Annotated in this window: 19 protein-coding genes; 11 read left to right on the top strand and 8 right to left on the bottom strand. The window is 67.4% G+C overall.

The genetic code is table 11. From position 1 onward, the window contains the following. Positions 1 to 84: 84 nt before the first annotated feature. Positions 85 to 1,032 carry a DMT family transporter gene (locus tag DDE13_RS02155; protein ID WP_235868550.1) on the bottom strand — a complete coding sequence of 316 codons (948 nt, stop codon included), beginning with the start codon at positions 1,030 to 1,032 and terminating at the stop codon, positions 85 to 87. A 238-nt stretch (positions 1,033 to 1,270) separates the two neighbouring features. On the opposite strand from DDE13_RS02155, the gene DDE13_RS02150 reads away from it, so the two are divergent. Further along, a complete protein-coding gene (locus DDE13_RS02150) occupies positions 1,271 to 2,206 on the top strand; it encodes a hypothetical protein (RefSeq protein ID WP_111401108.1) in 936 nt (311 codons plus the stop codon). Between the two features lie 92 nt (positions 2,207 to 2,298). On the opposite strand, the gene DDE13_RS02145 is transcribed toward DDE13_RS02150, so the two are convergent. Next, on the bottom strand, positions 2,299 to 3,102 hold the full coding sequence (locus DDE13_RS02145) for a VPLPA-CTERM sorting domain-containing protein (RefSeq protein WP_111401107.1): 804 nt from the start codon (positions 3,100 to 3,102) through the stop codon (positions 2,299 to 2,301). 272 nt (positions 3,103 to 3,374) lie between these two features. On the opposite strand from DDE13_RS02145, the gene yidC reads away from it, so the two are divergent. The 4 genes from yidC to yihA are packed head-to-tail and all read left to right on the top strand — an operon-like array spanning position 3,375 to position 7,229. Further along, positions 3,375 to 5,186 (top strand): membrane protein insertase YidC, encoded by a 1,812-nt coding sequence (gene yidC, locus DDE13_RS02140; RefSeq protein WP_111401106.1) that lies wholly within the window; start codon positions 3,375 to 3,377, stop codon positions 5,184 to 5,186. Continuing rightward, on the top strand, positions 5,183 to 5,926 hold the full coding sequence (locus DDE13_RS02135; RefSeq protein ID WP_111401105.1) for an MOSC domain-containing protein: 744 nt from the start codon (positions 5,183 to 5,185) through the stop codon (positions 5,924 to 5,926). Before yidC ends, DDE13_RS02135 begins: the two co-directional genes overlap by 4 nt. Then, complete coding sequence (locus DDE13_RS23660) at positions 5,923 to 6,564, top strand: CatB-related O-acetyltransferase (RefSeq protein ID WP_111401104.1); 642 nt, start codon at positions 5,923 to 5,925, stop codon at positions 6,562 to 6,564. Before DDE13_RS02135 ends, DDE13_RS23660 begins: the two co-directional genes overlap by 4 nt. Then, on the top strand, positions 6,561 to 7,229 hold the full coding sequence (yihA, locus tag DDE13_RS02125; protein ID WP_111401103.1) for a ribosome biogenesis GTP-binding protein YihA/YsxC: 669 nt from the start codon (positions 6,561 to 6,563) through the stop codon (positions 7,227 to 7,229). The genes DDE13_RS23660 and yihA overlap by 4 nt, the downstream gene beginning before the upstream one ends. 65 nt (positions 7,230 to 7,294) lie before the next feature. Here yihA and DDE13_RS02120 read toward each other — a convergent pair whose 3' ends face one another. From DDE13_RS02120 to DDE13_RS02110, 3 genes are all read right to left on the bottom strand, one after another. Beyond that, positions 7,295 to 9,073, bottom strand: a complete 1,779-nt coding sequence (locus DDE13_RS02120) for an acyl-CoA dehydrogenase C-terminal domain-containing protein (protein ID WP_111401102.1) — start codon at positions 9,071 to 9,073, stop codon at positions 7,295 to 7,297. A 46-nt stretch (positions 9,074 to 9,119) separates the two neighbouring features. Beyond that, positions 9,120 to 9,521, bottom strand: coding sequence for a MerR family transcriptional regulator (locus tag DDE13_RS02115; protein WP_111401101.1), 402 nt, complete (start codon positions 9,519 to 9,521; stop codon positions 9,120 to 9,122). Between the two features lie 228 nt (positions 9,522 to 9,749). Continuing rightward, positions 9,750 to 10,130, bottom strand: a complete 381-nt coding sequence (locus DDE13_RS02110; RefSeq protein ID WP_111401100.1) for a MerR family transcriptional regulator — start codon at positions 10,128 to 10,130, stop codon at positions 9,750 to 9,752. Between the two features lie 157 nt (positions 10,131 to 10,287). Here DDE13_RS02110 and DDE13_RS02105 point away from each other — a divergent pair, with 157 nt between their 5' ends. From DDE13_RS02105 to DDE13_RS02095, 3 genes are read left to right on the top strand one after another with little or no spacing between them, the layout of a single operon-like run. Next, complete coding sequence (locus DDE13_RS02105) at positions 10,288 to 10,734, top strand: PaaI family thioesterase (RefSeq protein ID WP_111401099.1); 447 nt, start codon at positions 10,288 to 10,290, stop codon at positions 10,732 to 10,734. Continuing rightward, complete coding sequence (locus DDE13_RS02100) at positions 10,731 to 11,249, top strand: PaaI family thioesterase (protein ID WP_111401098.1); 519 nt, start codon at positions 10,731 to 10,733, stop codon at positions 11,247 to 11,249. The genes DDE13_RS02105 and DDE13_RS02100 overlap by 4 nt, the downstream gene beginning before the upstream one ends. Continuing rightward, entirely contained in the window at positions 11,242 to 12,570 is a 1,329-nt protein-coding gene (locus tag DDE13_RS02095; protein WP_394340277.1) for an MATE family efflux transporter, read from the top strand. Before DDE13_RS02100 ends, DDE13_RS02095 begins: the two co-directional genes overlap by 8 nt. On the opposite strand, the gene DDE13_RS02090 is transcribed toward DDE13_RS02095, so the two are convergent. Continuing rightward, the gene (locus DDE13_RS02090) at positions 12,567 to 13,625 is read right to left on the bottom strand and encodes a quinone-dependent dihydroorotate dehydrogenase (RefSeq protein WP_111401096.1); all 1,059 of its coding nucleotides are present in this window, start codon (positions 13,623 to 13,625) and stop codon (positions 12,567 to 12,569) included. The two genes, DDE13_RS02095 and DDE13_RS02090, sit on opposite strands and share 4 nt — an antisense overlap. After that, positions 13,622 to 13,960 carry a DUF952 domain-containing protein gene (locus DDE13_RS02085; protein ID WP_111401095.1) on the bottom strand — a complete coding sequence of 113 codons (339 nt, stop codon included), beginning with the start codon at positions 13,958 to 13,960 and terminating at the stop codon, positions 13,622 to 13,624. The genes DDE13_RS02090 and DDE13_RS02085 overlap by 4 nt, the downstream gene beginning before the upstream one ends. A gap of 109 nt (positions 13,961 to 14,069) precedes the next feature. Between DDE13_RS02085 and DDE13_RS02080 the strand changes: the two genes are divergently transcribed. Both DDE13_RS02080 and DDE13_RS02075 read left to right on the top strand, forming a co-directional pair. Then, positions 14,070 to 15,629 carry a bifunctional metallophosphatase/5'-nucleotidase gene (locus DDE13_RS02080; protein ID WP_111401094.1) on the top strand — a complete coding sequence of 520 codons (1,560 nt, stop codon included), beginning with the start codon at positions 14,070 to 14,072 and terminating at the stop codon, positions 15,627 to 15,629. Between the two features lie 7 nt (positions 15,630 to 15,636). Then, positions 15,637 to 16,305, top strand: coding sequence for an SOS response-associated peptidase (locus DDE13_RS02075; RefSeq protein WP_111401093.1), 669 nt, complete (start codon positions 15,637 to 15,639; stop codon positions 16,303 to 16,305). Between the two features lie 4 nt (positions 16,306 to 16,309). Here DDE13_RS02075 and DDE13_RS02070 read toward each other — a convergent pair whose 3' ends face one another. Continuing rightward, positions 16,310 to 16,702, bottom strand: a complete 393-nt coding sequence (locus tag DDE13_RS02070) for a RidA family protein (protein ID WP_111401092.1) — start codon at positions 16,700 to 16,702, stop codon at positions 16,310 to 16,312. A 233-nt stretch (positions 16,703 to 16,935) separates the two neighbouring features. Here DDE13_RS02070 and DDE13_RS02065 point away from each other — a divergent pair, with 233 nt between their 5' ends. Further along, positions 16,936 to 17,934: an ABC transporter substrate-binding protein gene (locus DDE13_RS02065; RefSeq protein ID WP_111401091.1), complete on the top strand. Its 999-nt coding sequence runs from the start codon at positions 16,936 to 16,938 to the stop codon at positions 17,932 to 17,934. Positions 17,935 to 17,986: the final 52 nt, after the last annotated feature.

Raw genomic sequence — 17,986 nt, 5'->3', positions numbered from 1 at the left:
CAGGCGGGGGCGAATGTGCCCCCGCCACCCGGTTTCACGTGTCCCGAACGCGCGAATCCCGTGCTCGGCTTTGCGCGGCATTCGTCAGCCCTCCGGCACTGGCGCGGGTGGTTCCGGGCTGCGCAGCGCGATCACGGCGCCCGACCCGAGGATGAGCGCGATTCCGGCGGCGGCCAGCCCGTCGATCCCGTTGCCCAGCAACAGCCAGCCCCAGAGCACCGCGAAAACCAGGAGCGCGTATTCGAAGACGGCGTTCGTGGAGGCCTCGCCCAGCTGGTAGGCGCGGATGATGAAACCGACCGCCACCATCGAGAACACGGCCTGCGCCACCGTCCAGGCCCAGGCCACCGGCGCCATGTCGCCCCAAAGCCGCATTGCCCAGCCTGCGGCACCGTCGGGCACAGGCTGGGGAAACAGCGCCAGCCAGGCCAGCCCACCGATGCCCCACAGTCCCATGGCCACGAAGAACCCCGCCAACAGCGTGGGTGCGCTTTCGGCGGCGCACCAGCGCCGGGTCGCCAGTTGCGCCAGCGCGTAGAGGAACCCCGCCAGCACCGGCAGCACAGTCAGCACGCCTATGGACCCCGCATCGGGGCGCAGCACCATCAGCACGCCCGCGAAGCCCGCGGCGACCGCGGCCAGCCGTGCTGCGCCCACCCGTTCGCCATAAATGAACATGGAAATCAGCACGATGAACATCGGCGCGGTAAAGAGCCCCGCCACCGCCTGCGCGATGGGCAGCACGGCCAGCGCCGCGAAATAGATCATCAGCCCGGCGGACAGCACGGCGCTGCGTGCCGCGACCCGCGCCCAACTGACCGGGCGCAGCCGCCAGCCCGCGGCGCGCGCGATCCCCGCCAGCATCGCCATCGCCATCGCCGACCGGATCACCTGGAACTGCCAGAGCCCGGTGGTGTCGGCAATCACCACGACATAATTGTCCACGAGCCCCATCAGCGCCATCGCCGTCAGGATCAGGGCGGCGGCAAGCTGCGGGCGGGCGGTCTGCAATGCAAGGCCGGGAACGCGCATGGCACCGTTAGGGCCTGCCAGCGCGTTCCCGTCAAGTCGCCGCGCGGGACCATGCCAGCCGCCGCCCCGCGTCGCACGCGCCGTTCCCTTGCGGATGTCGCTGCCCGCACCGCTGCGCTCGGACCCTGACCGGTTTCGAATGCCGCGCTACGGGCGCGCGTTTGCCTGATTGTGCCGCATCGGGTGCTGGCCTAGGGTGCGTCCAGTCAAGAAACCAGAGCAGGCCGAAATCCGTCCGATGACGGTGCTATCCAAGTATCAGCGGCTCGAATGTCCGGGCATCTGGCACCCCGCGGCGGATGCCCAGCGGCAGGACGTGTCCGTGTCGCTCGGCAAGGCGTCGCTGATCATCATGGATGCGAACGACACGGCGCTGGCGCACTGGTCTCTTCCGGCCGTGGAGCGGACGAACCCCGGCGTGCGGCCCGCGCTGTACCGGCCCGGTGCGGATGCGGACGAATTGCTGGAACTCGACGACGACACGATGATCGACGCGATCCGCACCGTCGGGCGGGCGCTGGGGCGCGCGCGGGCGCGGCCGGGCCGGGTGCGGCGCGCGGTGCTTGGGCTGAGCCTGCTGGCGCTGGCGGGGCTGGGCGTCTGGTGGCTGCCGGATGCGCTGACGCGGCATACCGCGTCGCTGATGCCCGCGGGGCTGCGCGGCGAGATCGGCCAGCGGCTCTTGCGGGAGATCGAACCCTATGCGGGGAGGCCGTGCACAGGGCGGGCGGGACTGGCGGCATTGTCGGCGCTGAACGACCGCATCCTGCCGGGCGAGGGGTGGTCGATCGTCGTGCTGCCGGGCGGACCTGCGGCCAGCGCCCATCTGCCGGGGCGGATGATCCTGTTGCGCCGCGACACGCTGGAAGAGGCGCGCGACCCCGCCGCGCTGGCGGATGTCGTGCTGCTGGAAGCCGCGCGGCTTCGGGCGCACGATCCCATGCAGGACATGATGGCCGAGGCCGGACTCGTGGCGACCTTTGCGCTGCTGACCCGCGGCGCAGTGTCGGCCGAGACGTTGCGCGCCCATGCGGGGCGGGTGCTGGTTGGCGATCCTGTGACGCTGCCTGCCGGGACGCTGGCGGCGGAACGTGCCCGTGCGGGACTGGATGGCACCGACCCAGTGCTGAACGACCCGGCGTGGCTGCGGTTGCAGGGCATCTGCGAGGGTTGAACGAAGATGCGGGCGCAGTCGCCTGCGCCCGCAAGGGTAGCATTCTTGGATCCGGAGTGCGCCGCCGCGTTACGCGCGGCGGCGATGCCGTGTCAGGCGGTCGTGCGGCGGCGGCGCAGCGCGGCCAGGCCGGCGATCGCGCCGACCAGCAGGCCGCCCGCGGCAGGCACCGGTACGGGCGCCGTGTAGGTGACGAGGTTCTGGCTGCCGCCCGCGGTCAGGAAGCTGACACGGTTCCCGGCGAGACGGGTCCATTCACCGTTGCCCGCGTCGCCGTCAAGCTGGTCGAGCCAGCCCTGCGCCAGCGCGAAGACGCCCGCCGAGTTGTCGTCGAAAGTGGTCGACACGTCGCTGTCGTTGAAGCTCAGGAACGTACCGCCGGGCAGGTTCTCGAAGCTGCGCGCAGTCACGTCGAAGGCGTCGCCCGACGGGCTGGAGATGTCGCCGTAGCCGATCTTCCACAGGGCAAGCTGCGTCGCCGCGTGATGCTGTGCGCCCTGCGACGGGTCGAACGCCGTGCCCAGCAGTGTCGCCATCAGTTCGCGGCGGTCGCCGCCGAACAGGCTGTTGTCCTCGGTATAGCTCACCGGCGTCGAGGTGTTGGTCGTGATCGACTGGGTCACCTCGATGCAGAACGCGATGAAGTCCTCGTAGGGATCACCGCTGCCGGTTTCACGCCGGGACAGGTGGAAGGACCCGGCGGTCGTGCTCACGACATCCTGAAGCGTCGGATTGGCCGTGCTGATCTGGCCGGAGACGGATTTCACCCCCGTCCCGTCATTGCTGATGTTCGCGCGCTGCTGGAGCACGTCGAACGTGGCTGCGAACCCGGCTGCGGGCACGACTGTAAGGACAAGCGCCGCCGCAAAGGCGCGCCCGGTATGAATGGCAAACATTGTACAAAACTCCTGCAACTGGACCCGACGGGGTCCGATGATCTCTTGATGGCCCCGGTGCGGTCATGCGCGCCGCTCGGGAAACCGGCTCCTCCGGACACGGTGTTGTTACCACCCGCGCCGGGAGCGGAGCCATTTGATTCAAGATCGAAGGTTAATCGGTTAACTCCGACGCGGCGGCGCAGGCCGGGTTGCGCAGGGGGAAAACCGCTTGACCTTCCATGCCTGCGCCTGTTGAACGGCGACCATTCCCTTCCCTGCCGGTGTGAGACATGGACGACCAAAACAAGAACCTGATCCTGGCGACCGCACTCAGCTTTCTGGTCATTCTCGTCTGGTTCCTGCTGTTCCCGCCCGAGCCGCCCGTGGAGACTGCGGATGCCCCGCCCGCACAGGTCATGGAGGAGGGGGGCGACGCGTCGGCGCTGCTGCCGCCGGCTGCCCCCGGCGCCACGCAGGCCGCGCCGACGGGAGGTGCGACCGCACTGGCCGAGACAGAGCGGCTGAGCATCGACACGCCCGAGCTTGCAGGCAGCATCGCGCTGACCGGCGGGCGGATCGATGACCTGTCGCTGTCCAAGTATTACGAAACCCTCGATGACGACAGCCCGCATGTCCGTCTGCTGGCCCCGGTCGGCGGGGCTGGGGCGTATTACGCATTGTATGGCTGGGCCCCTGGCGGCGCGCTCGGATACGCGGACGTGCCCGGCGCAGAGACCCCGTGGCAGATCGAGAGCGGCGAGTCGCTGACCATCGGCAGCCCCGTTACGCTGCGCTGGGAGAACGGGTCCGGCCTGATCTTCCGCCGCACGCTCAGCGTGGACGACAAGTTCATGCTGACCGTGACGCAAAGCGTCGAGAACACCACTGGCGAAGAGGTCCGGCTGGCCCCCTACGGCATCGTCGCGCGGCATGGCCAGCCCGATACGGTGAACTTCTTCATCCTGCACGAGGGCGTGGTGCGCATGTCCGACGGCACCCTGCAGGAGATAGACTACAAGAGCATGCCGGACATGGATCCGAATCCCGCCGAGGGCGCGGTGACGGAGATCATCGACGTGACCGAGAACGGCTGGATCGGCTTCACCGACAAGTACTGGATGACCACGCTGGCGCCGATGCCGGGACAGTCCTTCCGGTCGGTGGCGAAATACGTCCCCGGCGCGAACATCTTCCAGACGGAGGCGCGGCTTCCGACGCAGGTCGTGGCGCCGGGCACGACCGCGCAGGTGGAAACCTATCTCTTCGCGGGCGCCAAGGAATGGGAAACCATCCGTGGTTACGAACGCGATCTGGGCATCGACCGCTTCATCGACAGCATCGACTGGGGCTGGTTCTTCTTCCTCACGAAGCCGATCTTCTGGCTGCTGCACGAACTGAACGCGTTGATCGGCAACATGGGCTGGTCGATCATCCTGCTCACGCTCATCATCAAGGCGGTGCTGCTGCCGCTGGCGTGGAAATCCTATGCCTCCATGGCGAAGATGAAGGAACTGCAGCCGCAGATGGAGGCGCTCAAGGAGCGTTGCGGCGACGACAAGCAGAAGATGCAGCAGGAGATGATGGCGCTCTACAAGGCGGAAAAGGTGAACCCCGCCGCGGGCTGCCTGCCGATCCTCTTGCAGATCCCGATCTTCTTCTCGCTCTACAAGGTGATCTTCGTCACGATCGAATTGCGGCACGCGCCGTGGTTCGGCTGGATCCGTGACCTGTCCGCGCCGGATCCGTCGTCGATCCTGAACCTGTTCGGCTTGCTGCCCTTCGCGCCGCCGGACCCGGGGTCGATCCTTGCAATCGTGTCGCTTGGCATCCTGCCGATCCTGCTGGGCATCTCCATGTGGCTCCAGCAGAAGCTGAACCCGGCACCCACCGACCCGACGCAGGCGATGATCTTCGCATGGATGCCGTGGGTGTTCATGTTCATGCTGGGCACCTTTGCCAGCGGGCTCGTGCTCTACTGGATCGCGAACAACGTCATCACCTTCGCGCAGCAGTACTACATCATGCGCAGCCACGGGTATAAGCCGGACGTGTTCGGCAACATCAAGTCCGGGGTGAAGAAGACCCGCAGCAAGGACACATGACGGCGCGGCTGGCCGCGATCTGGCGCCACCCGGTCAAGGGGATCGGGGCGGAGGCGCTGGGCGGGGCGGCGTTGGCCCCGGATCGCCCGGTGCCGGGAGATCGCGCATGGGCGCTGCTGCGCGAGGGTGTGGCGGCAACGGGCGGCTGGCAGTCTTGCTCCGGGTTCCTGCGCGGGGCAAACGGGCCGTCGCTGATGGCTGTCACCGCCCGCACCCTGCCAGACGGGCTGGAATTGACTCATCCCGACCGTCCGCTCCTGCGTTTCGATCCGGAGACCGAGGGCGCACGGCTGGCGGACTGGGTCGCGCCGCTCTGGCCCGATGGCCTGCCGCGTCCCGCGGGGCTCGTGCGCGCACCCGAGGCGGGCATGACCGACATGGACTATCCGTCCGTGTCCGTGCTGAACACCGCGTCGCTGGATGCGCTTGCCCGTGCACTGGATCTGCCCGCACTCGACCAGCGGCGGTTCCGGGGCAACCTTTGGGTCGAAGGCTGGGATGCCTGGGCCGAGTTCGACCTGCTGGGGCGACGCATCGCCGTGGGCGACGCGGTGCTGGAGATCGTCGAGCGTAATACACGCTGCCTTGCGACCCATGCCAACCCCGACACCGGGGAGCGCGACGCCAACATCCTTCCGACGCTTTCCGCGCAATGGGGCCACCGGGATTTCGGCGTCTATGCCCGCGTGGTGCAGGGCGGCGACATCGCGCCCGGCGTACATGTCACCTTGCTGCCATGACCGGTCCGGATCCCGCCGCGCTGCATCCGCTGGCCGTGACCGACCAGCTCGTGTTCCTCAAGCCGCTGGCCGAGGGACGGGCGAATGTCACGGTCGGTGACTACAGCTATTACGACGACCCGGACGGGGCCACGGCCTTCTTCGACCGCAACGTGCGGTATCATTTCGACTTCGTGGGCGACCGGCTCGTCATCGGGCCGTTCTGCGCGATCGGGCGCGGCGTCCAGATCATCATGAACGGCGCGACCCACGCGATGGGCGGTTTTTCGACCTTTCCGTTCAACATCTTCGGCCATGGCTGGGAAGACGGCTTCGACCCGGCCACATGGGAAGCGGAGAACCGCGGCGACACGGTGATCGGCCCGGATGTCTGGATCGGGACGGAGGCGATGATCCTGCCCGGCGTCACCATCGGCGCAGGGGCCATCGTCGCCGCGCGCGCGGTCGTGACGGGCGATGTGCCGTCCTACGCCGTGGTCGGCGGCAACCCAGCGCGCGTGCTGCGGCAACGCTTCGACGCGGACACCGTGGCGCGGCTTCTGGCGGTGGCGTGGTGGGACTGGCCGCGGGACAGGCTGGCGCGGAACCTTGATGCCGTGCGCGGGGCGGATATCGGCGCGCTGGAGACCGCCACATGACCGCGCTGCCCTTTCCGCTTACCCCTGATCCCGACGACGCCACGCGCGAAGCCGGGCGGCGGTTCTTCGCGGCGGAAACGACCTTCGTGAAGGGGGTCGTGGCCATGTCGGGCCTGCCGCCCGCTGACCGGGTGGAGGTGTGCTTCGCGGGTCGGTCGAACGTGGGCAAGTCGTCGCTGATCAACGCGCTGACCGGGCGCAAGGCGCTGGCGCGGGCGTCGAATACGCCCGGCCGCACGCAGGAGATCAATTTCTTCGAACGCGGCCCGCTCTATATCGTGGATTTGCCGGGTTACGGCTTTGCCAATGCACCCGTGGCCGTAGTCGAGAAATGGCAACGGCTCCTCAAGTCGTATCTGGCCGGGCGCGTAACACTCCGCCGGGCCTTCGTGCTGATCGACAGCCGCCACGGGGTGAAAGCCGTGGACGAGGAAATCATGGCCCGGCTCGACAGTGCGGCGGTGACGTTCCAGTGCGTGCTGACCAAGGCCGACAAGATCAAGGCGTCCGAACAGGACAAGGTGCTTGACCAGGTGCGCGGCGCGCTGGTGCGGCACCCGGCCGCCTTTCCGGAACTGCTGCTGACATCGTCGGATACGGGCGACGGGATCGCGACGCTGCGCAGTACGATCCTTGGCCTGATCGACCCCGCCGATCTGGCCTGACGCTGCCAAGGACGCACCGGCGCCCCGGGCTTGACCCGGGGCCTCCTGGTATCCCTGTGGCGGATTTAGAACTGTGCGGCGTCCAGCGCCATCACCGTGTCGCCGCCGGATTCGATCCGCGCACGGTGCAACGCCGTGGCAGGCAGTTGCCGTGCCATGTAGTAGCGCCCGGTCGTCAGCTTGGCCTTCAGGAAATCCGCATCCCCTTGCCCCGCATCCAGCATGGCCTGCGCGGTCTTCGCCATCCGCGCCCACATCAGGCCGAGGCAGACATGGCCGAACAGGTGCATGAAATCGTAGCTGCCCGACAGCGCGTCGTTGGGCTTCTTCATGCCGGACTGCATGAAGAACATGCCCGCCGCCTGAAGATCCTTGGACGCGGCCTTCAGCGGGTCGAGGAAATCGGCCTTCAACGCCGCCTCGCCTTCGTTCTCCTTGAGGAAGGTCTTCACCATCTCGAAGAACGCCATCACCGCTTTTCCACCATCGGCCGGCAGCTTGCGGCCCACCAGATCGAGCGATTGCACCCCGTTCGTGCCCTCGTAGATCATGGTGATCCGCGCATCGCGCACGAACTGCTCCAGCCCCCAGTCGCGGGTGAAGCCCGATCCGCCCAGCGTCTGCTGCGCGAGCACGGTCGTCTCGTACCCCTTGTCGGTGAGGAAGCCCTTGATGACCGGCGTCAGCAGGGAAATCATCGCCTCGGCGTCCGCGTCGCCCTTGCGGTGGGCCTCGTCGATCAGGGTGGCACCCCACAGCGCGAAGGCCCGCGCCCCTTCGACGAAGCTTTTCTGGTGCATCAGGTTCCGGCGCACGTCCGGGTGCACGATGATGGGGTCCGCGGGGCCATTCGGGTTCTTGGTGCCGGTCACGTCGCGGCCCTGCAGGCGATCCTGCGCGAAGGCGGCGGCGTTCTGATAGGCGACGACCCCCTGCGCATAGCCTTGCAGGCCCACGCCGATCCGCGCTTCGTTCATCATGGTGAACATCGCGCGCATGCCCTTGTGCAACTCGCCCACGAGGAACCCGGTGGCCCCATCGTAGTTCATCACGCAGGTGGCGTTGCCGTGGATGCCCATCTTGTGCTCGAGCCCGCCGCAGGACACGGCGTTGCGGTCGCCGAGGCTGCCGTCGTCGTTCACGAGGAATTTGGGCACGATGAACAGGCTGATGCCCTTCACGCCCTCGGGGCCGCCGGGCACCTTGGCCAGCACGAGATGGACGATGTTGTCCACCATGTCGTGCTCGCCCGCCGAGATCCAGATCTTCGACCCGGTGATGCGGTAGTTTCCATCGTCCTGCGGCTCGGCCTTGGTGCGGATCAGGCCCAGATCGGTGCCGCATTGCGGCTCGGTCAGGTTCATGGTGCCGCCCCACTTGCCCGCGATCATGTTGGGCAGGTAGGTCCGTTTCTGGTCGTCAGACCCGTGCGCGGCGATGGCCGAATAGGCGCCGTGGGTCAGCCCCCAGAACATGTTGAGCGCCATGTTCGCGGACACGAACATCTCGCCCACCGCCGTCGCCAGCACATAGGGCATGCCTTGCCCGCCATATTCGGGATCTGCATCCAGCCCGATCCAGCCGCCTTCGGCCACCTGGTCATAGGCGGCCTTGAATCCCGTGGGCGTGCGCACAACGCCGTTTTCCAGTGTGCACCCTTCGGTGTCACCCACGGGGTTCAGCGGCGCCAGCACGCCTTCGGCCAGCTTGCCCGCTTCTTCCAGAACGGCGGCGGTCGTGTCGCGGTCCAGTTCGTCATAGCCGGGCGTGTCGGACCCTTCGAGCCCGAGCACATCCTGCAGCACGAATTGAAGATCGTCGGTCGGGGCGGTGTAGATCGGCATCGCGTGCTCTCTCCCATGAACGTCACCGCCCCGGGAATGGAGCGGGTTATTCCGCCGCGTTTCGCGCGGCTTCGATTTCCGCCAGCTGCGCCCGCCCGGATTCGAGCTGGACCTGCAATTCCGCGATCGCCTCGTCCAGCGCCGCACGCTGGGCGATCATCCGCTCCAGGTGCCGCTCCCCGATCGTGCAGGCTTCACGAAGCTGCGGGTGCGGGTCCCCGTCCGGACGATAGAGATCGAGGATCTGGCGAATTTCCTCCAGGCTCAGACCAAACCGCTTTCCACGCAGAATGAGCTTCAGCCGCGCGCGGTCACGCCGGGTGAACAGACGTTTCTGTCCCTGCCTGATCGGGCTGAGCAGCTCCTTGGCTTCGTAGAAGCGAAGCGTCCTCGGCGTCACTTCGAACGCGTCGCACATTTCGCGGATGGTCATCGTTTCAGTCATCATCGGTTCCGTCGGTCTCGGGTTCGGGGACCGCCAACCTCGGGATGGCGGTGAGATACACCAGCTTTGACGTGCACGTAATCAAGACGTGGCGTCACGGCCAGAGAGTTCGGGCACATGTAATCGATTTGACGCCGGGGGAAAGCGAGGTTCCTTCATTTCAAGAAAAAATGAGCGGCGGATCGCTTGCGCGCTGTGCGCGCGAACGCCGATGCCCGGCGGGCGTTCAGGTCAGTCCAGCGAGCGCGCTACGCTGTCGCGCAGATCCTGAAGATCGGCAATGGCCGCCTCCAGCTGCGCCTTCTGCTCGTCCAGCACCACCAGTTGCCGGTCGGCGAGCTTGATCCATTCAGCCATCTGCGCGGCGGTGCCGGTCTTGTCGTAGATGAGCAGCCACTGGCGGATTTCCTCCAGGCTGAAGCCGAACCGCCGCCCGCGCATGATGAGCTTCATCCGCGCCACCTCGCGCGGGGTATAGTACCGCGACCGGCCTTCCTTTTCGGGTTGCAGCAGCTCGATGTACTCGTAGTAGCGCAGCGTGCGCGGGGTCACGTCGAACGCCGCGCACATTTCCTTGAAGGTCAGGCGCTCCGATGCCTTGTCCGCAGTCATGGCTCACTCCTGCCCATCTCGTGGGCGGAAAGGAAACCGCAAATCGGCGTCCCGGTCAACGCATCCGGCGCCACGTGCCGGCAGTTTCCGGCGCGGCCCCCTCTGGACGTTGCGTCCTCCTCGGGTCAAGAAGGGGCACAGCAATGAAAGTCCCGCCATGACGGATGCGGATACCGAAGCGCGGATCGCCGCCGTGCGCGCCTTCATCACCGATCTGCCCTATGCCCGCGCGCTCGGGCTCGATATGCTTGGCGTCGGTGCGGGCTGGGCGGAGCTCGCGTTGCCCTACCGTGCCGATCTGGTGGGCGATCCGGCAACCGGCGTGATGCATGGCGGTGCGGTGTCGGCGCTGATGGACACGACCTGCGGCGGCGCGGTGATGAGCCATCCGGATGCGGGCGTGGCCACCGCGACGCTCGATCTGCGCATCGACTACATGCGCGGGGCGCAGCCGGGGCAGACCGTGCGCGCTCGGGCCGAATGCATCCGCGTGACCCGCACCATCGCCTTCGTCCGGGCGACGGCCCATGACGATGATCCCGACACGCCCATCGCCACCGCCGCGGGGGCCTTCACCGTGTCCCGTCCGGAGGGCGACGGATGACCGGCCGCACCCGCCCCGAACCGATGCAGGTGGTCAAGCAGCGGCGCGACGCGACGCTGGCCGCACTTGTGGGGCGGGTGCCCTTTATCGGCACGCTGGGCGTGGTGTTCGAACGCCGCGGGGACGAACTGACCGCGATCCTGCCCTTCCGCGAGACGCTGATCGGCAACCCGGTGCTCCCCGCGCTCCATGGCGGTGCGACCGCGGGCTTCCTGGAAGTCGCGGCACTGGTGGAACTGACATGGTCGGGGCTCTGGCCCGAGATCGAAAGCGGGCGCCTGACACCCGAGCAGGTGGCGCAGGACAACCGCCTGCGGATGCCCAAGACGGTGGACTTCACCGTCGATTTCCTGCGCTCGGGCCTGCCGCGCGATGCCTATGCGCGGGCGCGGGTGAACCGGTCCGGGCGGCGCTATGCCAGCGTCCATGTCGAGGGCTGGCAGGACAATCGCAACCGCCTGTTCGCTCAAGCGACCGGCCATTTCGTGATGCCGGAGCCGCCTGTCCGTGACTGATCTTGCCGCCGGACCCGTGCGGCTGTCGCACCGCCGGGTGCTGCATATCGCGCTGCCCATCGTTCTGTCGAACGCCACCGTCCCGATCCTCGGGCTCGTGGATACGGGCGTCGTGGGCCAGATGGGTGAGGCCGCGCCCATCGGGGCCGTGGGGCTGGGTGCCGTCTTCCTGACCGCCGTCTACTGGGTGTTCGGCTTCCTGCGCATGGGCATGACAGGGCTTGCGGCGCAGGCCCGTGGCGCGGGCGATGACGCGGAGGTCGCCGCCTTGCTGGCGCGCGGGCTGATGCTGGCGGGGTTTGGCGGTGCCGCGCTGATCGCGGGGCAATGGCTGCTGTTCTCGGGGGCCTTCGCACTGGCGCCCGCGTCGGACGAGGTCGAAACGCTGGCCCGTGCCTATATGGGGTTGCGCATCTGGTCCGCCCCGGCGGCCATCGGGATCTTCGCCGTCACCGGCTGGCTGATCGCGCAGGAACGCACGCGCGCGGTGCTGGTGATCCAGCTGGCCATGAACGGGCTTAACATCGGGCTGGACCTTCTGTTCGTGCCGGTCATGGGCTGGGGGGTCGAGGGCGTGGCGGCGGCCACCCTGATCGCGGAGTGGTCCGGGCTGGCGCTGGGGCTCTGGTTCTGCCGCGACGCGCTGGGGATGCCAGCCTTCCGCGACTGGCCGCGGGTTTTGGACCGCGCGCGGCTGGTGCATCTGGCGCAGGTCAACGGCGACATCCTGATCCGGTCGCTGCTGCTGGAGGCGGTGTTCCTGTCCTTCCTGTTCCTTGCCGCCGGGTTCGGGGATGTGCGGCTTGCGGCGAACCAGGTGCTGCTGCAGTTCATGTATGTCACCGCCTATGCGCTGGACGGCTTCGCCTTTTCGGCAGAGGCGCTGGTGGGTCAGGCCATGGGCGCGCGGGCGCGGTCAGACCTGCGGCGGGCGGCGCTGCTCACGGGGATATGGGGCATCGGCAGCGGTGCTGCGCTGGCGCTCGCCTTCGCGGTCGGGGGCGGGGCGCTGATCGACCTGCTGACCACGTCCGAGCCGGTGCGCGACGCCGCGCGCGCCTACCTGTCATGGATGGTCGCGGTGCCCGTGATCGGGGCGGTGGCCTGGATGCTCGATGGCGTCTTCATCGGTGCGACCCGGACAGCCGACATGCGCAACATGATGATCCTGAGCACGCTGGTCTATGCCGTGGCGGCGGCGCTGCTGGTGCCCGCCTTCGGCAATCACGGGCTCTGGGCTGCGTTCATCGTGAGCTTCGTTGCGCGCGGCGCGACGCTGGCGGCGCGATACCCGGCGCTGGAGCGGCAGGCCGAAGCCTAGAGCCAGTCGTCGCGGCCCGTGCCCACCGCGTCTGCCACGGTGGCATAGCCGTCGCGGGCCAGCAGGTCGTCGAGGCCCCGCGCGATCCGCGGCACCAGCGACAGTCCGTGATAGACCAGCGCGGAATAGAGCTGCACCGCCGACGCGCCCGCGCGGATCTTCGCATAGGCCTGTTCGGCGCTGCCCACGCCGCCCACGCCGATCAGCGGCAGCCTGCCGCCCGTCAGCTGCGACAGGCGCGCAAGCACGCGGGTGGAGCGGTCGAACAGCGGTGCGCCCGACAGCCCGCCCGTCTCATGCGCGTGCCGGCTGGTCAGCCCGTCGCGCGCAATGGTGGTGTTGGTGGCCACGATCCCGTCGATGGCGCTGGCCAAAGCAACCTCGGCGATATCGGCAAGCTCTGCATCGGTCAGGTCGGGCGCGATCTTGACAAAAACGGGTATGCGGCGGTCGAGCCGTGCGCGTGCGTCCATCACCCCGGTCAGAAGCGCCCAGAGCGCCGCGCGGCCCTGCAGGTCGCGCAGGTTCTCGGTGTTGGGCGAAGACACGTTGACGGTCACATAATCGACGAAGGGTCCGCAGGTCTCCAGCACCTCGACGTAGTCCTGCGCGCGGTCGGCGCTGTCCTTGTTCGCGCCAAGGTTCAGTCCCATCACGAAGCCCTTCGGCCTGTCACGCAGGCGTGTCGCCATGGCCGCGGCCCCCGCGCCGTTCAGCCCGAAGCGGTTGATGACGGCCTCGTCCTCGGCCAGCCGGAACAGGCGGGGCTTCGGGTTTCCGGGCTGCGGGCGCGGTGTCACGCCTCCCAATTCGGCGAAGCCGAACCCCGCCCGCGTGATCGGCGCCATGGCGCGCCCGGTCTTGTCGAAGCCCGCCGCCAGCCCGACGGGGTTGGGCAGGTCCAGCCCCGCCAGCCGCGTGCGCAGCCGGTCGGATGTGACGGGGCCGGGCAGCGGAACCATGCCCCGCGCCAGCGCCGCCAGCGCCATGTCATGAGCGCGCTCCGGGTCCATGCGGTGCAGCAGCGCCAGCCCGATCCGCTCTGCGACGTTCATGGCAACATGGGGAACGCGTGGCTGCCGTCCGGGCCGACGGGCAGCGGTGCGGTCCATGCCACTTCGTCCCGGCGCAGGCGGCGATAGAGATGCGGAAAGAGCGCACCGCCGCGCGACGGCTCCCATCGCAGATCGTCGCCCAGTGCATCGGTCTCGACGGCGGCGAGCACCAGCCCCTCGACCCCGGCGAAATGCTTCGCCGCCGTCTCGGCAGCTTGCGTGCCGGTGGAGAAATGGATGAACCCGTCATCGATGTCGATGGGCGCGCCAGCGGTGTCGCCTGCGCTGTCGAGGGCGGACCATTCCGCCGCACGGAAAATCTTGTAGATCAGCATGCCGCCATCTGACCCGAACGGCGCGGACCGTCAAGCGCACGGCGTTTGCAGCCTGTCCGTTTCGTGCCATGCTCGCCTTGGCCTTGTTTGCCCCCACACGGAGTAACCCATGAAAACATGCCTGTTCGCCACCACCGCGCTGATCGCCGTCACCACCGCCGCACAGGCGGATTTCGATCTCACGATCCTGCACACGAACGATTTCCATGCGCGGTTCGAGCCGATCAGTGCGTATGACAGCGGCTGTTCAGCCGAGGACAACGCGGCGGGCGAGTGTTTCGGCGGATCGGCCCGTCTTGCCAGCGCGATCGCGGAGGCGCGTGCGCGCGCAGGTGCATCAATCCTCGTGGATGGTGGCGACCAGTTCCAGGGCACGCTGTTTTACACCTATTACAAGGGCAAGGCCGCGGCCGAGATGATGAACCGGCTCGGCTATGACGCGATGACGGTGGGAAACCACGAATTCGACGACGGCCCCGAGGTGCTGCGCGGTTTCATGGACGCGGTCGATTTCCCGGTGCTGATGTCGAATGCGGATGTCTCGGCCGAGCCCACGCTGGCCGATGTGCTGATGAAATCCACCGTGATCGAGCGTGGCGGAGAACGGATCGGTCTGATCGGCCTGACGCCCGAGGATACCGACGAACTGGCAAGCCCCGGCCCGAATGTTACTTTCACGGCGCCGGCCCCGGCCGTCCAGACCGAGGTGGACCGGCTGGAAGCCGACGGGGTGAACAAGATCATCGTGCTGAGCCATTCGGGCTATCGCGTCGATCTCGCCATCGCGGAAGAGGTTACCGGGGTGGACGTGATCGTCGGCGGCCACTCCAACACGTATCTGTCGAACACCGCGGAGGACGCGGTCGGGCCGTACCCGACAATGGTCGGCGATACGGCCATCGTGCAGGCCTATGCCTATGGCAAGTTCCTTGGCGAACTGGTCGTGAGCTTCGACGATGCCGGGCGGGTGGTGTCTGCGGTGGGCGATCCGCTCATCATGGATGCTGCCGTGGTCGAGAACGAGGCCGTGAAGGCGCGCATCGCGGAACTCGCCATGCCGCTGGCGGAAATCCGGCAGCGCGTCGTGGCCGAGACCGCGGCGCCGATCGAAGGCGACCGCAGCGTGTGCCGCGCAATGGAATGCGAGATGGGCAACCTTGTCGCCGATGCGATGCTGGCGCGTGTGGCCGATCAGGGGATCGCCATCGCCATCGTCAATTCCGGCGGTCTTCGCGCGTCCATCCCGTCGGGCGAGGTCACCATGGGCGACGTGCTTACCGTGCTGCCGTTCCAGAACACGCTGTCTACCTTTCAGGTAACGGGCGCGACGATTCTGGCCGCTCTGGAAAACGGCGTGAGTCAGGTCGAGGAGGGCGCCGGCCGCTTCCCGCAGGTCGCGGGCCTGCGCTTTGCCGTGGATCTGTCGCAGCCCGTCGGATCCCGCGTGTCGGATGTGACGGTGGGCGGCGAACCGCTGGATCCCGACCGCGTCTATGGCGCCGTGTCGAACAACTTCGTCCGCAATGGCGGTGACGGGTACGCGATGTTCGTCGACGCGATGAACGCTTACGACTTCGGTCCCGACCTCGCGGATGTGACGGCGGAATACCTTGCCGAGAATGCGCCCTACCAGCCCTATACCGACGGGCGCATCCGCATGGTGCAATGATCCGGCCATGTGCGGGCGGTTCGCGATCACCCTGCCGGTGGACGCCATGGCGCGGCTGTTCGATGCCGCGCCCGACAACGATCTGCCCGTGCCGCCTGACTACAACGTCTGTCCGACCGTGCCGATCCATGTGGTGCGGTCGGGCCCCGCGGGGCGGCGGCTGTCGGCGCTGCGCTGGGGCCTGATACCGCACTGGTACAAGACCCCGAACGATGGCCCGTTGCTGATCAACGCGCGGGCCGAGACCATCGCGGACAAGCCCGCCTTTCGTGCTGCCGCGCGGGAACGGCGCTGCCTGATCCCCGCGACGGGTTTCTATGAATGGACCAAGGACGAAGCGGGCAACCGTCTGCCATGGTTCATCGCCCGCGCGGACGGCGCCCCGCTGGTCATGGCGGGCGTCTGGCAGGACTGGTCCGGGGCGGATGGCACGCATCTGGCCACCTGCGCCATCGTCACGACGGCTGCGAACCCGGCCATGGCCGAACTGCACCACCGGATGCCGGTCATCCTCGACCCTGCCGATTGGCCGCTCTGGCTGGGGGAGGCCGGGAAGGGGGCCGCGCGGCTGATGCAGGCCGCGCCCGAGGATGCGCTGGTCTGGCACCGGGTCGGCACGGCAGTCAATTCCAACCGCGCGACCGGCCCGGACCTGATCGAACCGCTGGCGGCGTGAACCCTCAGCCGGGAAGGGCGGCGAGCATCTCGATCTCCACCACGAATTCGGGCTTGGTGAAGCCCGACACGATCATCAGGGTTGAGGCAGGCAGCACGGGCACCCCGTCAAGCCACGCGTCGCGGGCCGCCATGTATCCCGCCATATGCGCGCGGTCGGTGACATAGGCGTTCAGCCGCACGACATGTTCCCGGCCGCCGCCCGCCTCCGCCAGCAGCGCGTCGAGATTGCCGAAGCAAATCCCGGCCTGCGCCTGTGCATCCGGGGGCACCGTACCATCGGCCGCGAGCCCCAGTTGGCCGGACGTGGCCAGAAGCCGCATCCCCGGCGGCAGCATGACGCCGTGCGAATAGCGGGCGAAGGGCGGGGCGATGCTGGTGGGGGCTAGCGAAATCATGGCGGCTCCTGTTGCGAGGTTTCCTGATAGCCCCGATCTGTTCGTCCGGGCTGGGAAACGCCGAATTTCCGGGCAAGGATACGAAGGTCCGCTCATATTGCGGGCATACTTGCCTGGTCTTGCCTGAATTTTGCGCAAATCGACACCGGTACCATGGCTCAACGCGGTTGTGTCTTTGCCATCGGGCCGCGTCTCGGGAAGGTCTGCGCACAACAGGGCGCACGGAGACGACAATGACCAAGACCTTCCTTTGCACGACTGCACTCGGGCTGGCTCTGGCGGGCGCTGCGACGGCGCAGAACGCCAGCGTCGTGTTTGGTACCAATTGGCTTGCCCAGGCAGAGCATGGCGGTTTCTATCAGTCCGTGGCGGACGGCACGTATGCCGAATGCGGGCTCGACGTGGAAATCGTGTCGGGCGGCCCGCAGGTGAACAACCGCGCGCTGATGCTTGCCGGTCGGATCGATTACCACATGGGCGGCGACATGCTGCAGGCGTTCAACGCGGTGAAGGAAGGCATTCCGGTGGTGATGGTCGCGGCGACCTTCCAGAAGCACCCGCAGGTCATCATCTCCCATCCCGGCGAGGCGGACAGCTGGGAGGAATTGAAGGACCTGACGCTGCTGATCGGCGACAACGGATTCACGAGCTACTACCAGTGGATGATTTCCGAATGGGGCTTCACGGTGGAACAGCGCCAGCCCTACACGTTCAACCCCGCGCCGTTCCTTGCGGACAAGCGGATGGGGATGCAGGGTTACCTGTCGTCAGAGCCTTACGTCATCATCCAGGAAGGCGGCTTCACCCCGAATGTGTTCCTGATCGCCGATGCGGGCTTCACCAGCTACGCCACCACGATCGAGACGATGGCCGACACGATCGCCGACAAGCCCGAGGAAGTGAAATGCTTCGTCGAGGGGTCGATCAAGGGCTGGTACAACTATCTCTACGGCGACAACGCTGCGGCCAATGCGATGATCCTCGAAGCCAACCCGGACATGACGCAGGACAAGATCGACTATGCCATCGAACGGATGCTGGCCGAGGGGATCGTGGACAGCGGCGATGCGCTTGAAATGGGGATCGGCGCCATCAACCCTGACGTGGTCGCGGATTTCTACGGCAAGATGGTGGCCGCGGGCGTGATCGAGGACGGGATCGACATTGCCGCCTCCTACACGATCGAGTTCGTGAACCAGGGACTCGGAATGGACCTGAAGCCCGCCAACTGATTTTCCGGATTATCGAGCAGCCGGGGGCCAGCGTGCCCCCGGACATTTTCGT

The organism is Meridianimarinicoccus zhengii (genome assembly GCF_003254465.1).
GTDB lineage: Bacteria > Pseudomonadota > Alphaproteobacteria > Rhodobacterales > Rhodobacteraceae > Meridianimarinicoccus > Meridianimarinicoccus zhengii.
This window is presented reverse-complemented; position numbering and strand designations above follow the sequence as displayed.

Excerpts from the sequence above, each read along its gene's own strand:
- DDE13_RS02135 (WP_111401105.1), top strand. The coding sequence starts at position 5,183 with ATGACGGCGCGGCTGGCCGCGATCTGGCGCCACCCGGTCAAGGGGATC.
- DDE13_RS02065 (WP_111401091.1), top strand. The coding sequence starts at position 16,936 with ATGACCAAGACCTTCCTTTGCACGACTGCACTCGGGCTGGCTCTGGCG.
- DDE13_RS02090 (WP_111401096.1), bottom strand. The coding sequence starts at position 13,625 with ATGAACGTCGCAGAGCGGATCGGGCTGGCGCTGCTGCACCGCATGGAC.
- DDE13_RS02120 (WP_111401102.1), bottom strand. The coding sequence starts at position 9,073 with ATGCCGATCTACACCGCCCCGACCGACGATCTTCAATTCGTGCTGCAG.
- DDE13_RS02105 (WP_111401099.1), top strand. The coding sequence starts at position 10,288 with ATGACGGATGCGGATACCGAAGCGCGGATCGCCGCCGTGCGCGCCTTC.
- DDE13_RS02085 (WP_111401095.1), bottom strand. The coding sequence starts at position 13,960 with ATGCTGATCTACAAGATTTTCCGTGCGGCGGAATGGTCCGCCCTCGAC.
- DDE13_RS02115 (WP_111401101.1), bottom strand. The coding sequence starts at position 9,521 with ATGATGACTGAAACGATGACCATCCGCGAAATGTGCGACGCGTTCGAA.
- yihA (WP_111401103.1), top strand. The coding sequence starts at position 6,561 with ATGACCGCGCTGCCCTTTCCGCTTACCCCTGATCCCGACGACGCCACG.
- DDE13_RS02145 (WP_111401107.1), bottom strand. The coding sequence starts at position 3,102 with ATGTTTGCCATTCATACCGGGCGCGCCTTTGCGGCGGCGCTTGTCCTT.
- DDE13_RS02070 (WP_111401092.1), bottom strand. The coding sequence starts at position 16,702 with ATGATTTCGCTAGCCCCCACCAGCATCGCCCCGCCCTTCGCCCGCTAT.
- DDE13_RS02150 (WP_111401108.1), top strand. The coding sequence starts at position 1,271 with ATGACGGTGCTATCCAAGTATCAGCGGCTCGAATGTCCGGGCATCTGG.
- yidC (WP_111401106.1), top strand. The coding sequence starts at position 3,375 with ATGGACGACCAAAACAAGAACCTGATCCTGGCGACCGCACTCAGCTTT.
- DDE13_RS23660 (WP_111401104.1), top strand. The coding sequence starts at position 5,923 with ATGACCGGTCCGGATCCCGCCGCGCTGCATCCGCTGGCCGTGACCGAC.
- DDE13_RS02100 (WP_111401098.1), top strand. The coding sequence starts at position 10,731 with ATGACCGGCCGCACCCGCCCCGAACCGATGCAGGTGGTCAAGCAGCGG.
- DDE13_RS02080 (WP_111401094.1), top strand. The coding sequence starts at position 14,070 with ATGAAAACATGCCTGTTCGCCACCACCGCGCTGATCGCCGTCACCACC.
- DDE13_RS02155 (WP_235868550.1), bottom strand. The coding sequence starts at position 1,032 with ATGCGCGTTCCCGGCCTTGCATTGCAGACCGCCCGCCCGCAGCTTGCC.
- DDE13_RS02075 (WP_111401093.1), top strand. The coding sequence starts at position 15,637 with ATGTGCGGGCGGTTCGCGATCACCCTGCCGGTGGACGCCATGGCGCGG.
- DDE13_RS02110 (WP_111401100.1), bottom strand. The coding sequence starts at position 10,130 with ATGACTGCGGACAAGGCATCGGAGCGCCTGACCTTCAAGGAAATGTGC.